The sequence below is a fragment of the Nonomuraea sp. NPDC048881 genome (assembly GCF_040649795.1).
GTDB lineage: Bacteria > Actinomycetota > Actinomycetes > Streptosporangiales > Streptosporangiaceae > Nonomuraea.
In genome coordinates this window covers 315450-330659 of the sequence record NZ_JBEZGC010000008.1, presented here as the reverse complement: position 1 = coordinate 330659, position 15210 = coordinate 315450, and the positions used below count along the sequence as shown (strand labels likewise).

Annotated in this window: 13 protein-coding genes; 1 reads left to right on the top strand and 12 read right to left on the bottom strand. The window is 73.5% G+C overall.

Features of this window, described 5'->3' with window-relative positions:
- Position 1: 1 nt before the first annotated feature.
- The 9 genes from AB0C33_RS28720 to AB0C33_RS28680 all read right to left on the bottom strand — a co-directional run bounded on the left by AB0C33_RS28720 (position 2) and on the right by AB0C33_RS28680 (position 10831).
- Complete coding sequence (locus tag AB0C33_RS28720) at positions 2-1027, bottom strand: NAD-dependent epimerase/dehydratase family protein (protein WP_358293393.1); 1026 nt, start codon at positions 1025-1027, stop codon at positions 2-4.
- Positions 1014-2453 (bottom strand): beta-N-acetylhexosaminidase, encoded by a 1440-nt coding sequence (locus AB0C33_RS28715; RefSeq protein ID WP_358293391.1) that lies wholly within the window; start codon positions 2451-2453, stop codon positions 1014-1016. Before AB0C33_RS28715 ends, AB0C33_RS28720 begins: the two co-directional genes overlap by 14 nt.
- Before the next feature lie 55 nt (positions 2454-2508).
- Positions 2509-3279: a sugar phosphate isomerase/epimerase family protein gene (locus AB0C33_RS28710; RefSeq protein ID WP_358293389.1), complete on the bottom strand. Its 771-nt coding sequence runs from the start codon at positions 3277-3279 to the stop codon at positions 2509-2511.
- Positions 3276-4283 (bottom strand): Gfo/Idh/MocA family oxidoreductase, encoded by a 1008-nt coding sequence (locus AB0C33_RS28705; RefSeq protein WP_358293387.1) that lies wholly within the window; start codon positions 4281-4283, stop codon positions 3276-3278. Before AB0C33_RS28705 ends, AB0C33_RS28710 begins: the two co-directional genes overlap by 4 nt.
- Before the next feature lie 32 nt (positions 4284-4315).
- Entirely contained in the window at positions 4316-5128 is an 813-nt protein-coding gene (locus AB0C33_RS28700; RefSeq protein WP_352328343.1) for a carbohydrate ABC transporter permease, read from the bottom strand.
- Complete coding sequence (locus AB0C33_RS28695) at positions 5121-6053, bottom strand: sugar ABC transporter permease (RefSeq protein ID WP_358293385.1); 933 nt, start codon at positions 6051-6053, stop codon at positions 5121-5123. Before AB0C33_RS28695 ends, AB0C33_RS28700 begins: the two co-directional genes overlap by 8 nt.
- Positions 6050-7342: an extracellular solute-binding protein gene (locus tag AB0C33_RS28690; protein WP_358293384.1), complete on the bottom strand. Its 1293-nt coding sequence runs from the start codon at positions 7340-7342 to the stop codon at positions 6050-6052. The genes AB0C33_RS28695 and AB0C33_RS28690 overlap by 4 nt, the downstream gene beginning before the upstream one ends.
- 54 nt (positions 7343-7396) lie before the next feature.
- The gene (locus tag AB0C33_RS28685; protein ID WP_358293382.1) at positions 7397-8512 is read right to left on the bottom strand and encodes a GntR family transcriptional regulator; all 1116 of its coding nucleotides are present in this window, start codon (positions 8510-8512) and stop codon (positions 7397-7399) included.
- Positions 8513-8623: 111 nt separating this feature from the next.
- The gene (locus AB0C33_RS28680; RefSeq protein ID WP_358293381.1) at positions 8624-10831 is read right to left on the bottom strand and encodes a hypothetical protein; all 2208 of its coding nucleotides are present in this window, start codon (positions 10829-10831) and stop codon (positions 8624-8626) included.
- 234 nt (positions 10832-11065) lie between these two features.
- Between AB0C33_RS28680 and AB0C33_RS28675 the strand changes: the two genes are divergently transcribed.
- The gene (locus tag AB0C33_RS28675) at positions 11066-11545 is read left to right on the top strand and encodes a hypothetical protein (RefSeq protein WP_358293379.1); all 480 of its coding nucleotides are present in this window, start codon (positions 11066-11068) and stop codon (positions 11543-11545) included.
- Here the strand turns inward: AB0C33_RS28675 and AB0C33_RS28670 are convergent.
- From AB0C33_RS28670 to AB0C33_RS28660, 3 genes are all read right to left on the bottom strand, one after another.
- Positions 11534-12157: a cysteine hydrolase gene (locus AB0C33_RS28670; protein WP_358293378.1), complete on the bottom strand. Its 624-nt coding sequence runs from the start codon at positions 12155-12157 to the stop codon at positions 11534-11536. The two genes, AB0C33_RS28675 and AB0C33_RS28670, sit on opposite strands and share 12 nt — an antisense overlap.
- An 11-nt stretch (positions 12158-12168) precedes the next feature.
- Positions 12169-13197: an alcohol dehydrogenase catalytic domain-containing protein gene (locus AB0C33_RS28665; RefSeq protein WP_358293377.1), complete on the bottom strand. Its 1029-nt coding sequence runs from the start codon at positions 13195-13197 to the stop codon at positions 12169-12171.
- 147 nt (positions 13198-13344) lie between these two features.
- Positions 13345-15021, bottom strand: a complete 1677-nt coding sequence (locus AB0C33_RS28660; RefSeq protein ID WP_358293375.1) for an RICIN domain-containing protein — start codon at positions 15019-15021, stop codon at positions 13345-13347.
- Positions 15022-15210: the final 189 nt, after the last annotated feature.

The following is a 15210-nucleotide window of genomic DNA, read 5'->3' as shown; positions in this document are numbered from 1 at the left end:
CTCAGAACCTCCCGTCGCGTACCGCGAACTTGGTCGGCTTGCCCGACAGGGGCAGCCCGCGCGACAGCCAGCCGGCCTGCCACCCGATCAGGGTGTCCAGCGGCACGTCCGGGTAGCCGAACAGGCCGTGGCAGCGCGAGGCGTCGCTGAGCAGCGCGGTGCCGCTCTCGCCGCCGGTGAAGGACGCCTTCGTCCCCATCGCGGCGGCCAGCCGGGCCGCCGTGCGCCGCACCGAGGCGGTCTCCGGGCCGGTCAGGTTCAGGGTGAACGCCTCCGGGGCGCGCGCGTGGCGCAACGACCGCAGCGCGACCTCGTTCGCGTACCCCTGCCAGACGACGTTGACGTGCCCGGTGGTGAGGTCCACCGGCTCGCCCGCCGCCACGGTGGCCGCGAGGTCGGCCAGCACGCCGTAGCGCAGGTCCACCGCGTAGTTCAGGCGCAGGATCGCGACCCTGGTGCCATAGGCCGCGGCGGCGTGCTCGAAGACGCGCTCCCGGCCCAGGCAGCTCATCGCGTACTCGCCCACCGGGTCCGGCCGGTCCTCCTCGGCGCTGCCGCCGCCGGCCACGTCCACCAGCGGGTACACGTTGCCGGTGGAGAACACCGCGATCGCCGAGTCGCGGTAGCGCCGGGCCACGGCGGCCGGCAGCGCCGCGTTGACCGCCCACGCCTGGTACGGCGCCGCCGACGTGCCGAACTTGGCGCCCGCCATGAACACGACGTTGGCCGCGTCCGGCAGCCCGGCCAGGTCGCCGCCGGACATCAGGTCGGCGGCGACCACCTCGACGCCGTCGTCGGCCAGCGCCCGCGCCGCCCGGCCGTCCGACCAGCGGGACACGGCGTACACGCGGGCCGAGCCGCGGCCCGCCGCCTCCAGGGCCCGCCGCGCCAGCCGGACCAGGCTCGGCCCCATCTTGCCGCCCGCGCCGAGCACGACGAGGTCGCCGTCGAGCCCGGCGACGTCGGCGGCCAGCGCGGCCGACGGGGTGGCCAGCCGGTCCTCCAGCTCCTGCTCAGAGGTGAACACGCGCGGCTCCTTCGGGTCGCCGGTAGGCCACGCCCATCCGGTCCAGCAGGGGAAGGTGATCGGCCAGCCGCCGGGTGAAGCCGCCCAGGTCGCGGCCCGCCGACCAGGCGGCCTCGGCCACGGCGCACAGGCGCGGGAAGGCGTTGTAGTCGAAGCGTTCCCTGGTGGGCAGGTACTCACCCCACAGCTGGGCCTGCATGCCGAGCACGGAGTCGCCGGCGTCGTACCCGTAGACCGTCTCCAGAGGGAGCGGCCCGGAGATGCTGACCGGCTCGCCCGGGGCGTCGGACTCGGCGTAGTCGAGGTAGGTGTGCGTGTGCGGCGCGGCGACCACGTCGTGCCCGGCGCGCAGGGCCGCCTCGATCCGGTCCACGCCCCGCCAGGCCATGATCACCATGTCCTCGGGCGGGTCGTGGTCGAGCATGTCGTCCCAGGCCACCGCGCGGCGGCCGAGCCCGCGCAGGTGCCCGGCCAGCAGCCGGCCCCACCAGCCGAGCAGGGCCCGCGGCCCGTCGAGCCCGGCCTCGGCGACCCGCCGCGCCGCCTCGGGGTCGGCCGCCCACTCGCCGGCGCGCACCTCGTCCCCGCCGATGTGCACGTACCGGGACGGGAACACCTCGCACAGCTCGTCGAGCACGTCGCGGGCGAACCCGGCGGCCCGCTCGCCCACGTTGAGCACGTGGGAGGAAATGCCCCACGACGTCCGCACCTGGACGGGCGTCCCGGAGGGGTGGCCCAGCCACGGGCAGGCGGCGATGGCGGCCTGCGAGTGGCCGGGGAACTCGATCTCGGGGACCACGCTCACGCCGCGCGCCGCCGCGTAGGCCACCAGGTCGCGCAGCTCCCGCTGGGTGTAGAAGCCGCCGTGCGGGACGCCGTCGAACCGGCCCTCGCGGGCGTGCCCGGCCGGCGACTCGGCGCGGCGGGCCCCGGCCTCGGTCAGCCGCGGGTGCGCGCGCACCTCGAACCGCCAGCCCTGGTCGTCGGTCAGGTGCAGGTGGAGCACGTTGAACTTGTGCAACGCCAGCAGGTCGACGTACGAGCGCAGGAAGGACATCGGACGCCACCAGCGGGCCACGTCGATCATCACGCCGCGCCAGGCGTACCTGGGCACGTCGCGCACCGTCCCGCAGGGCACGCCGCCGGGGCCGTCGAGCTGGCGCAATGTCTGCACGCCCCAGCGCAGCCCGGCGACGTCCGCCGCGGCGATCACCGCCCGCTCCCGGGTGACGTCGAGGGTGTAGCCCTCCGCGCCGAGCGACGGGTCCGGCACCAGGCGCAGCTCGATCTCGCCGGGGGCGTCGCCGCCCGCGGCCGGTCCGAGCAGCTCCCTGGCCAGGGCGGCGTGCGGCCCGCGCACCGGCGCGCGCACGCCGGGCTGGAACGTTCCCTCGGCCCGACGTGCCGAGACGGGCAGGGGGATCACCGGCGGGACCACTGGGGGACCACCGTCGGGACCACCGTCGGGATCGCCGTCGGGATCACCGTCCCAGCACCGTTCGGAAGGCGGCCAGGGCCTCGCCGACGGGCGCCGCGTCGGGGTACCACGCGCGTTCCCACTCCAGCGCCAGGAAGCCCGCGTAGCCGATCCGGCCCAGCTCGGCCAGCACGCCCGGCACGCCCACCGCGCCCTTGCCCGGCAGCACCGGCGCGAGGTCGGCGGGCGAGGCCGCGTCCTTGATCTGCACGTGCCGCAGGTACGGGCCCAGCGCGTCCGCGGTGGCCGCGGCGCTCTCGCCGGCCCGCCACGGGTTGACCACGTCCCACAGCGCGCCGACGCGCGGCGAGCCGACCCCGGCCAGCACGCCGGCGACCGCCTGGCCCGTCAGGAACACGTCGTGCGTCTCCAGCAGCACGTCCACGCCGTTGTCCGGCAGCCGACCGGCCACGTCCGCGAGCCTCCGAGTCGCGGCGGCGGCCGGGTCGTCCTGCCCTTCGACCCCGCCGAAGACCCGCACGTACGGCGAGCCGAGCGCTTCGGCGATCTCGACGTGGCGCAGCACCTCGGCCACCGGGTCGCCGTCCGGCCGGGCCACGCGGGTGTAGGAGCACACGGCGACGATCCCGATCCCGGCCGCGGCGAACGTCCGGGCGATCGAGCGCAGCTCGGCGTCGGGGGTGTCCGGCGCGACGATCTCACCTTCGGCGCAGCGCAGCTCGACGGCGGCGCAGCCGTACCGGGCGGCGGTGGCGACGACCTCCTCGGCCGGTGCGCCCGGCATGCCGAGCGTGCTGAACGCGAGCGGGTTCATGACTGTCCCTTCACTGTGACGGTGGAGCCCCGGCGGGCGGACTCGTAGACGGCCAGGGCGACGTCGAGGACCGACAGGGCGTACTCGGCGGTGACCTCGGGGGCGGTGCGGCCGGCGCAGGCCCGCGCGAAGTCGGCGAGCTGCGCGGCGAACGCGGTGGCCATCTCGCCGATGCCGGGCGCGGCGACCTGCGTGGCGACGCCGCCCCGGAAGGACCAGACGCCCTCGCCGCGGCTGATGCGCAGCGCGCCCTCGCCGCACACGATCTCCGCCTCGTCGGTGAACGGCAGGCCGGTGCCGGTGACCGAGATCGTCGACCGGGTGCCGTCGGCGTGCCGGGCCAGGGCGACCGCCTCGGTCTCCACCGACCCGCCGGCGGGCCCGGCGACGTGCGCGGTGACCTCCGCGATCGGCGAGCCGACCAGCATCTGGAGCTTGTCGATGCTGTGCGTGCCGACGTTGAGCACGATGCCGCCGCCGGCCATGTCGGCGTCGAGGAACCAGCGGGGGCGCGTGGGGTCGGCGTAGTCGGCGGTGCGCCGCTCGGCGGCCACCACGACCTGGCCGAGCTCGCCCGAGGCGAGGAACCCGGCCGCCGCGCGCAACATCGGGACGAAGCGCAGCACGTGCCCGACGGCGAACACGACGCCGGCCGCCCGGCACGCCTCGATCATGCGGACGGCGTCCTCGCGGGTGGTGGCGATCGGCTTCTCCACGAGCACGTGCAGCCCGGCCGCGGCGGCGTCGAGGGTGATCGGGGCGTGCAGCGCGTGCGGCACGGTGATCACGACCGCGTCGAGGCCGCCGGCGTCGAGCATCGCCCGGTGGTCGGTGAAGACGCGGGCGCCGGCCTCGGCGGCCAGCTTCTCGGCCGCCTCGGCCCGGACGTCGCACACCGCGGCGACCTTCACCTGCCCGGCGCTCTGGCGGGCGGCGGCCACGTGGAACTCCGCGATGGTGCCCGCGCCGATGATGCCCAGGCGCAGCCCGGATGTTGTGGTCACGATTTCCTTTCCGGATCGGACATGGGCTCTGGTCAGCCCTTGAGACCCGCGGACATGGTTCCGCGGACGAAGTAACGCTGGGCCAGCACGAACACGACCAGCATCGGCAGCAGGCTCATCATCGCCGCGGCCGTCACCAGCTGGTCGTTGCCGACGAACTGCCCCTTCAGGCTCAGCACGCCGACCGGCAGCGTGTAGTTCTCCGGCGAGGTGAGGTAGATCGTGGGCTCCAGCACGGCCTTCCACGAGGTGGTGAAGGTGAAGACCGCGAGCGTGGCCAGGGCGGGCTTGGCCAGCGGCAGGTGGATGCGCCAGAACACCTGCCAGGGGTTGGCGCCGTCGAGGCCGGCCGCCTCCTCGAAGTCCTTGGGGATGCCGAGGAACGTCTGCCGCATCAGGAAGATCCCGATCGGCGTGGCCAGCCAGTACGGCACGATGAGCGGCAACATGGAGTCCAGCCAGCCCAGCGAGCGGAACAGCAGGAAGTTCGGGACGATCGTGATGACGGTCGGCAACATCATCGTGCCCAGGGCCATCGTCAGCAGCGCCTGCTTGCCCGGCAGCCGCATCCTGGCCAGGGAGTGCCCGACCATGGCGCTGGTCAGCACGTTCCCGGCCACCGCGAGCACCGCGATCACCAGGCTGTTGGCCAGGTAGAGCCCGAACGGCGTGCGCCGCCACACCTCGGCGTAGTTGTCCCACTGGACCGGGTCGGGGATCCACGCGGGCGGCACCTGGATGTACTGGGCGAAGCTCTTGAGCGAGTTGCCCAGCGCCGCGGCGAAGGGCAGCAGCATGACCGCCGCCCCCGCCAGCACCAGCACGTACGAGACGGTCTTACGCATAGTGCACCCACCTGCGCTGGAGCCGGAACTGCACCAGGGTCAGCGCGAGCACCAGCACGAACAGCACCCACGCCACGGCCGAGGCGTAGCCCATCTGGAAGAACTGGAAACCCTGCCGGTAGAGGTAGAGCACGGTCAGCTCGCTCGCGCCGTGCGGCCCGCCGTCGGTCATCACGAAGACCTGCTCGAACGACTGCAGCGTCTCGATGGAGGTGAGCACCAGCACCAGGAACGTGGTGCCGGAGATGCCCGGCAGGGTGATGTAGCGGAACCGGTTCCAGGCCGACGCGCCGTCGATCTTGGCGGCCTCGTAGCGCTCCTCTGGGATGGCCTGCAGGCCCGCCAGGAAGAGCACCGTCATGTAGCCGACGCCCTTCCAGACCGCGACCGCCGCCAGCGTGGGGATCACCAGCGCCGGATCCTGCAACCAGTTCTCGGCCGGCAGCCCGAGGAAGCCGAGCACCTGGTTGGCGATGCCGGTCTGCGGGTTGAAGACGGCGTCGGCCACGTAGGCGACGACCACCCACGAGGAGACGACCGGCACGAAGTAGGCCGCGCGGAACAGCGCCATGCCGCGCAGCCGCTGGTTGAGCGCGACCGCCAGGGCCAGCGCCAGCGCCGTCTGCGCCGGCACGAACAGCACCGCGAAGTAGGCGGTGTTGCCCAGCGTGCGCCAGAAGACCGGGTCGCCGAACAGCCTGGTGAAGTTGCCGAACCCGACGAACCTCGGCGCCGACATCAGGTCGTACTCGGTCATGCTGAAGAACAGCGAGGCCAGCAGCGGCCAGGCGGCCAGCGCGACCAGGTGCAGGAGGTAGGGCGAGGCGAACGCGAAGGCCCAGGCCCGCTCGCCCGTGCGCCGCCGCCGGGCGGGCGGCCGCGGCTCGGCGGCCACCTGCCCGGAGCGCCTGGTGAGCACCGTCACTGCGTCTTCCCGGCGTAGAAGCGGTCGATGACCTCCTGGGCCTCCTTCTGCCCGGTCTGCAGCGCGGTGGCGACCGGCGTGGCGCCCGACAGGGCCTCGTTCATGCGCTTGGCCAGGGCCTCGGTGTACTCCGACCACACGGCGTTGGTGCCGAGGTCGGTGGCCGCGTCCAGCGACTCCAGGAAGACCGGGCCGCGGTCGGCGGGCAGGGCCGTGGCGGCGACCTTCTTGTTGATCGGGATCGCCTCGCCCAGCTCGGCCCACTTGCGCTGCGGGCCCTCGCCGGAGAAGAAGGTGATCCACTTCCACGCCGCGTCGGCCTGCGCGGGGGAGGCGCCCTTGCCGACCACCCAGGAGTTGACGATCGCGACGTTGCCGCGCCCGGCCGGGCCCTTCGGCAGCGGCGCCACGCCGAAGTCGACGCCCGCGCTCACCGCGGGCAGCGTCCGGGCGTAGATGCCGTACGACATGGCGACGCGGCCGGTCGCGAACAGCGTGTGCACCACGCCCTTGCCCATGGCCTCGGTGGTCACGTAGTCGGGGGCGAAGCCGTCCTTGCCCATGGCGCGCAGCATCCAGTCGAGCGCGGCCGTGGACTGCGGGCTGTCGACGACGACCTTGTGGCCCCCGTCGGTGACGACGTCGCCGCCGAACGCCTTGACGATGGGCCACCAGCTCTCGGTGAACCCCGGCGAGTACGCGCGGAAGCCGTAGGTGTCGGGCTTGCCGTCGCCGTTGGCGTCCTTGGTGAGCTTCTTGGCCGCGGCGGCCAGGTCGTCGTAGGTCCACTCGGCCGTCGGCTCGGCCACCTTGGCCTCGGCGAACAGCTTCTTGTTGTAGAAGAGCACCGGGGTCTGGGCGCCCTGGGGGAAGCCGAAGACCCGGCCCTGGGCGTCGCGGTTCAGCTCGATGCCGGAGAAGTCGGCGGCGTTGACGGTCTTGACCCGGTCGCTCAGGTCGGCGAGCGCGCCGCGGGCGGCGAACTCCTGCACGAGCACGCCGTCCGACAACCACACCTGGGGCGCCTGGCCGCCGGCGATCTGCGTCCTGAGCCGCTCGAAGAACTTGACGTACGGCGCGACCTCCAGCTGCACCTTGATCGACGGGTTGGCGGCCGTGAACTCCTTGACGAGCTCCCGCATGGTCGTGTCGGCCGGGTCGCCCGCGGCGGCGTAGAAGCCGAGCTTCAGGGTGACCGCCCCGGAGTCGTCGGCCGGGCCGCCGCACGACGCCGTGCCGGCCACGGTGAGGACGGCCGCCGCGGCAGCGGCGAGCACGCGCACTCTCATTGGGTCCTCCAACAGGAACGAAGAGGGGGAAGGGGGGTGAGGGGGACGCCGCCGTCACGTCGGGACGCGGACCTCGACCAGGCTGCCGGAGGCGGCTCCGCAGGAGGCGCGGACGGCCAGGCGGGGCTGGAGCACGACCCGGCAGACGGGGGCGGCGGGGCCGAGCTCGATCCGGCGCAGCAGCAGCTCGGTCGCCATCCGGCCGACCTCGGCCTTGGGCGGCGAGACCGCGGTGAGCGGCACCTCCGACAGGTCGGCGACCTCGTCGTCGTAGGCGACGACGGCGATGTCGTCGGGCACGGTCAGGCCGACCCGGCGCAGGTAGGGCAGCAGCGCGGTGGCCTCGCGGTCGCCGAGGCACACCACCGCGCGCACCTTCTCGGCGACCAGCGTGTTGGCGTAGGCCAGCATGTCGGGGCCGGTCCAGACGGGCTGCCTGGCCACGGCCTCCGGGATCTCCGGAAGCCCGAGGTCGGCGACGGCCTGGCGGTATCCCGCGAAGACCTGCTCGGAGCTGGCGGTGCCGATGCGGCCCAGGTAGCCGATCCGGCTGCGGCCGAGCCCGCTGAGGTGCTGCACCGCCGCGTAGCCGCCGCCGTGCACGTCGGTGCAGACGTAGGAGGTCGGGTCGGCCGGGCGGGGGTCGGCCGGGCGGCGTTCCACCAGCACGTACGGCACGGGCAGCCCGCGCAGGCGGGCCAGGTGGGCGTCGGGGTCGGCGGCGAGGTGCAGGTTGGGCACCAGCAGCAGGCCGGCCACGCCGACGTCGACGAGCTGCTGGATCTGCCCGGCCTCGACGTCGGGGTCGTAGTTGGAGCAGGCCAGCACGAGCTGCACGCCGGCGGCGGTGGCCGCCCGCTCGATGCCCTGCACGACCTGCGGGAAGTAGTAGGTGTTCGACGGGACGAGCGCGCCGATGAGACGCGGCCTGGCCCCCGGGGTGACGGAGCTGGTCACGAAGGTGCCCGACCCCTGCCGGCGCCGGACGAGCCCCTCCTCGACCAGGAGGTCGACCGCGCGGCGCACGGTGTTGACCCCGACCGAGTAGGTCTGCGCCAGCTCGGACTCGGTCGGCAGCCGGCCGCCGACCGGCCAGCGGCCCTGCACGATCTCCTGCCGCAGGCGCGCCGCGAGGGTGCGGAATCGCCTTCCCCTGGGGAGGGAATTCATTCCTTCAGGTGGCTCCATAACGGGATTCTTCTCGTCATTCCGAAGTAATGTCAACCCTAAATTCACTCCGTTATTCGCGGCATATTAGGAATGAATTCCCTCCCATTGGGGTCACCAGCGGGCCGTGACGTCCTTGTCGCGGTCGTAGGCGGCGGCCCAGTAGTGGCCCGTGGCGGTCAGGCGGTGACCGGCGAAGCCCACCTCGCCGGTCGGCTGCTTCAGCGCCTCCGACGTCGCGGTGGCCCAGCCGTCGGCGCCCGCGGTCACCGTCACGTAGCGGCCGGCGGAGAAGGTGAACCGCCCGCGCACCGTGGCGGCCACCGGCTGCCCGCTCTCCAGGTCCACCACGCGCAGCCGCACGCGGGCCACGCCGCCCTCCACCGTCACCGCCGCCGACTGCACGACCATGGGCCGCAGGCCGCTCGCGCCGGTCGTCACGGTGACCGGGGCCGAGGGCGGGCCGCGGTGACCGGCGACGTCCACCGGCACGACCCGGTAGTGGTAGGTGGTGGCGGGCAGCAGGCCGGTGTCGGTGTGGGTGAGGCCGCGGGCCTTCCCGGCGAGCGTGCCGGGACCGGGGGTGAAGCCCGCCTCGGTCGAGCGATGCACCTCGTAGTGGGCGACCTCGGTGTCGTCGCGCGCCCGCCCGTACGTCAGGTCCACCGTGGCGTGGCCGAACGCCACGGCCCGCGGCGGCGAGGCCACGCCCGTGGGCGGCCCGGAGTCGGCGGGCGGCTCGGGCCACCTGGCCGAAGGCCCCCAGACCGTGGGCAGCTCCCGGTAGGAGTCGTAGTGGTGCAGCGCGATCCCGGCGAAGGCCGGGCTGCCCGCGAACGCCTGGGAGACCTTGGCCAGCTCGGCCTCCAGCACGTCCCTGCCCTCCTCGCGGAAGGTGATGCTGGAGGGGTCGCCGCTGGTCGCGATGTCCAGCGTCTCCACGCCGACCACCACCGACAGCGGCTTGCCGATCCGCTCGGCGTAGGCCAGCTCGCCGGCCGCCTGCGCGATGATGCCGGCGCCGCCGTCCGCCTGGTCGCGGTAGTCCATGATCGCGATGTAGTCGCTGAGGTCCTGGACGTGCTCGGCCAAGGTGCGGGTGGTCCCCCCGTAGGTGATGCCGGTGCAGCAGGCGGAGGTGTCCAGCCAGCGCGGCACGGCCGGGCCGAACAGCAGCGGCTGCCCGGAGGCGTCCCGGCGGGCGATCATCGCGCGCAGCGTGTCCAGCCACTGGATCTGCACGTCGGGCTTGCCGCTGGTGAACCAGGGCAGGCTGTACGGCTCGATGTCGACGTTGATCCCGTCGAACCGCTCCGCCGGCTTGGAGGACAGGTTGTAGTCGAGCACCCGTTCCATCTCCCCGACGGCCCGCTCGCGGTAGCGGGACAGCGCCCCCAGGTACGGCGGCCGCGTCCCGCCGGCGACGGTGGCGTGCACCTTCATGCCCCGGCCGTGCGCCCAGGCCACCAGGTCACGCAGCCCGGGACGCGCGTCCTCGATCATGTCGCGCCCGGCGTAGGTGTCCACGCCCAGGTAGAGCGTCGACCCGGCGGGCAGGACGGTCTCCAGCAGGCGGCGCGACCCCGGGTTGAGCACCAGGTTGTAGGACGCCTTCTCCCAGATCCACATCGCCCGGTCCTGCCGGTGCGGCACCGGGGCCTGCCCGCGCGCCGCGCCGAGCGCCACATACGTGGTGGACGACCTGGACACGTGGCCGCGCGCGTCCACCGCCTCGGCCTCCAGGCTCGCCATCACGTCGCCGTACCTGGCCGGGTTCAGCAGCGTGACGTAGCGTCCTCGCGCGCCGGCGGCGGGCTGCCAGGGGCCGCCGTTGACGCGGACCCGGACCGAGCGCACGTCCGCGCCGGCCACGTCCACCCGGACCGGCGTGGGACGGGTGAGCCGGGCCCCGTCGGCGGGCTCGGCGATCGCCACGCGCGGGGCCCTGGCCTGTGGATTGTCCACGCGCAGGGTCAGCGGCGGCGACCAGGCGCCGTAGCGGGTGTCGGCGGCCGTGGCCTTGGCGTAGACCTCGATCTCGCCGTCCAGGGCGGCGGTGTCGAGGTCGTAGGACCAGGTTCCGCTGTCGTCGGCGTCGGGGTCGGTGACCTCGGCCCGGTCCACGCGCTCGCCGTCCACCACGACGGACACGTCGTAGGCGGTGGTGAAGCGGCCGGTCAGCCGGATCAGGCCGGGGGCCGGCTCGGCGGAGTCGATCACCACCGACGGCGGGTCCGCCGCGCTCGCCACGGCCGGTGCGGCCACGGTGAACGGGACGGCGAGCGCGAGCGCGCCCGCGATTCTCCAAAGCCGTGCGGGCATGAAGCCACCTCCATAGGAATGAATTAACGCCGGAAACGGATATATCCGGACATTGAATCCATGAGATGGCGAAACGATAGCCCCGAATTTCCAGAAGAAGAATGGCATGAATTCCGGCCACCGAATCGCGGGCCCCTCGCCGGCGCAGCAGGCGGGCGGGATCCCTCTGACGGGGGAGGAGGTTCGCGCGCAGTGGGGAGGGGCGGGCGCCGGGCGGTCCCTAGCGTTGCGGGCATGGTCGACTCTCATCGCCCGCGGCGCTGGCCGGCGTACGGGCTTGCGGCGCTGATGCTCGGGTACGCGGCCGGCAAGGCCGCCTTCGCCGTCCAGGGCAGGCTCGGGTTCCCCGGCGGGCCGCCCGTGCCGGCGGCCGAGGCCGCGCGCTACTTCCTGGACCCGTCACTCGCGCAGGGGTTCGCGGCGGCCTCCGGGGTGCTGGGGGCCTGTGTCGCCGTGGCCACCGTCACCGCCGCGGGCCGCCGGCTGCCGCGGGCCGCGATGCTCGCCGTGCTGGCGGTGATGCTGGCGGCGCTCGGCGGAGGCGCGGGCATCATGATCCTCGACGGGTTCGTCGGCCTCGGCGTCGGCTGGCGCTGGTACCACGGGATCATCGGGCTCGTCGTGGCCGGCCTGGCCGCCGGGATGACCTGGTCCTACTGGACGGCCACCCGCCCCGCCCGCCCGAGCCCCGGCTCGGCCCGGTCAGCCCCGTGAGAAGGCAGCGACCAGTTTCTCCGTGGTCAGGATGGCGTGGGCGAAGGTGGGGCCGTTGAGCTCGTGCGCGGCGTGCAACATCTCCGGCAGGTACGCGGCGGTCGCGTCGCGCACCAGCGTCACGTGGTAGCCCAGCTCCATGGCGAACCGCCCGGTGGACTCGACGCACGTGTTGGCCAGCACGCCCACGGCCACCACGTGCGTGACGCCGCGCTGCCGCAGCTGGAGGTCCAGGTCGGTGTTGGCGAACCCGCTCTGCGCCCAGTGCTCGGCGGCGACGACGTCGTCCTCCTCCGGCTGGAGGTCGGGATGGAACTCCCCGCCCCACGAGCCGCGGGCGAAGGTGTGCCGCTCCTGGATGCCGTGCTGCGTCGGGTTCGGATGGGCCCAGCTCTCGTAGTCGCCCGGCTGCCAGCGGCGGTGCGGGACGAACACCACCCGCACGCCGGCCGCACGCGCCGCGGCGATCACCGCCCGCAGGTTGTCCAGCAGGCCGATCGCCTGCGCCACCGGCCCGAGCCGCGGCCACACCTTGCCGCCCTCGGAGATGAAGTCGTTGTACGGATCGACCAGCAGCACCGCGGTGCGGCGCGGGTCGTAGGACTCGGTCATGGCCGCCCTCCTCAGTTGCCGGTGGTCAGGACCATGCGGAAGCGGGCCTGCCCGGACATCATCCGCTGGTACGCCGTCGCGGCCTCCTCCAGCGGCACCTCCTCCGTCCAGGCCCGCACGCCGCTCCGCGCGGCGAACCTCATGGTGTCCTGGGTGTCCACGGCGATGCCGGAGGCGTGCCCGTAGACCCGGCGGGCGCCGCCGACGAGCTGCAGCGGAGTGACGGCGAGCGGGTCGGTGTCGATCCCGACGGTGATCAGCTCGCCGCGCCGGCCAAGCCCGTCGATCGTGCCGGACATCGCCGCCGAGCTGGTCACCGTCGCCAGCACCACCTTGGCCCCGCCCAGCGCCAGCAGCGCGTCGGCGGCCTGCTCGGTGGCGCCGTCGATGTAGTGGGCGGCGCCGAGCTCGCGGGCCAGCGGCTCCTTGTCGCTCCCGCGCGCGATCGCGACCGTGTCGAAGCCCATCCGCGCGGCGAACTGCACGCCCAGGTGGCCGAGGCCGCCCAGCCCGAGGATCGCGACGGTGTCGCCAGGCCGCGCCGAGCTGCGCCGCAGCGCGTTGAACACGGTCACGCCCGCGCAGGCCAGGGGCGCCGCCTGCACCGCGGTCAGCTCGTCGGGGATCGCGGCCAGCGCGACGGCCGGCGCCACGACCGAGTCGGCGAACCCGCCCGGGTAGGCGGCGCCCGGCACCTGGAGCTCGGGGCAGAGCACCCCGTCGCCCTCCCGGCAGGCGTCGCAGTGGCCGCAGCTCCCGCCGTACCAGCCGACCGCCACCCGGTCGCCCACGGACCAGCCCGCGACGCCGTCGCCGATCGCGTCGACGCGTCCGGCGATCTCGTGCCCCGGCGTGACGGGGAAGGCGGTGCCCGGGAGCGCGCCGCCGATGATCAGTGCGTCGGAATGGCACACCCCGCACGCCTCGACGGTGATCCGCACCTGGCCGGGGCCCGGTTCGCGGGTCCGCGCCGGGGCCTGGGCCAGGGCGCCGCCGGGCTCGGCGACCTGGATGGAACGGTGCAGGGCGGAAGACGGCATGGCGTCTGCTCTTTCTTCGTACGGGACGCAGCGGCCTCACCGGGAGGCCCTCACAAGGCCACCTTTTCCACTTCCGCCTCGTTTACCCCACCGGCACGGCGAAGGCCCGGGACCCTGACGCGGGTCCCGGACCTCAGGGGCCGCCGGTCAGCCCGCCGGGACGACCGGGACGCCGCCGAAGGTCACCACCAGGCGGCCGTCCGCGGCGAAGGACCAGTTCAGGGTGCCGCCGTAGGCCGAGCAGCGGGAGCCGTTCGAGCCGGACCAGAACTGGTTGGACGCGTCGGCCGATCCGACGATCTTGTCGTTGGCGCCGCTGCCGGAGCGGCACGAGGTGTTGTCGCGGAACACCGAGGTGCCGCCGTCGAAGGAGAAGTTGCGCTCGGTGTTGTCGATGGCGACGTTCCCGGTGATCGACATCGTGCCGAGGTTGCGGTTGTAGGTGAAGCCGTGCTTGCCGTTGCGGTAGGCGATGTTGCGCCGCACGACGTGGTCGACCTTGATGTCCTCGCCGCCCAGCTTGTAGCCGTTGCGGTCGCCGTTGCCGGCCTGGCTGCCGTCGCTGAGCGTGCCGTTGCCGTAGGCCAGGGAGTCCTCGACGGTGACCGGGCCGATCGGGCCGGTCTCGGTCTTGGTGTACAGGTCCCAGCCGTCGTCGATGTTGTTGCGGGACACCGCGTACCGGAAGACGTTGCCGGGCCCGACGGTCAGCTTGGCGGCGAAGCCGTCGGCGTCCTCGCCGTCGGAGTCGGCGTTGTCGTGCGAGACCGTGCTCAGGACGAGGTTGCCGGACGGCCACCGGCTCTGCGGCGTGTCGGAGGCGATCCGGGAGAGCTGCAGCCCGGTGTCGCGGTTGTACCGGGTCACCGACCGTTCGATGATGTTGCCGCTGCCGCCCACGAAGATGCCGTTGTCGCCGGCGCGCTCGACGGTGATGCCGTACAGGTGCCAGTACGAGCCGTTGACGGCGAGCCCGCGGTTGGCCGGGTCCTCGCTCTGGGCCGCGAAGTTCAGCACCGGCGTCTCGCCGGGGTAGGCCGACAACTTCTTGCGGGCCGCGGCGGTGCCGTCGTTGCCGGGGGCGATGGTGACCGTCTGGCTGAAGGCGTACGTGCCGCCGCGCAGGTAGATCGTGCCGCCCGCGGCGACGCGGGTGATGGCGGAGGTGAGCGTCGTCGGGTCGGACTGGGTGCCGGTCGCGCCGTCCCTGCCGGTCGGGGAGACGTACAGCGCGCCGGTGGGCGGCGGGACGGTCGGCGTGACAGTGGGCGTGACAGTGGGCGTCGGGGTGGGGCTGGTGGTGGGTCCACCGCCGGCGGGCCTCAGGGTCCACTGCTTGGTGGCGGCCGAGTCGCAGGAGTTCTGCTGCAGGAGCGCGCCCGGCGCGGTGGAGTCGTCCTTGACGTTGAGGCACTTGCCGCCGCCCGCGTTGACGATCCGGTACGCGTCGCCGGCGGCGGTGAGCTGCCAGGTCTGGGAGGCGGCGCCCGTACAGGTCTCCTGCTGCACGGGCTTGCCCGCGCTGGTGGAGGCGTCGCGGACGCCGGCGCACCTGCCGCTGTGCGCCGCCTTGACCTGGAAGCCGCTCCCGGCGGCGGTGAGGGTGAAGACCTGCCCGGCGGCCTCGGCGCAGGCGTTCTGCGCGAGTTGCACGCCGTCGCCGGTGCTCTGCCCCGGCACGGTGGCGCACAGGCCGCTGCCGCCGTTGACCAGCGTGTAGTTCCCGCCGGCCGGGGCCGCCGAGGCGGGCGTGTTCAGCACGGCGACCAGGCCGCCGGCGGTGAGCAGGCCGGTGGTCAGCACGACCGCCAGTCTCGTCGCCAAGGGTTGGTTCTTACGCACGTCCAGCTCCGTTTCGATGGAGGAGTGGAAGGGGGGTGCCGCGCGAGCCTTGCCAACCGGTTGCAGTAACAGTGGCTTCGTGCCGAGGAAAGGTCAAGACGTCCAGGTAAAACTGCAAACGCTTCGAGTGTTGCGCCTGGTGGCGTGGTTATTTCTGCAACAACCGATTGC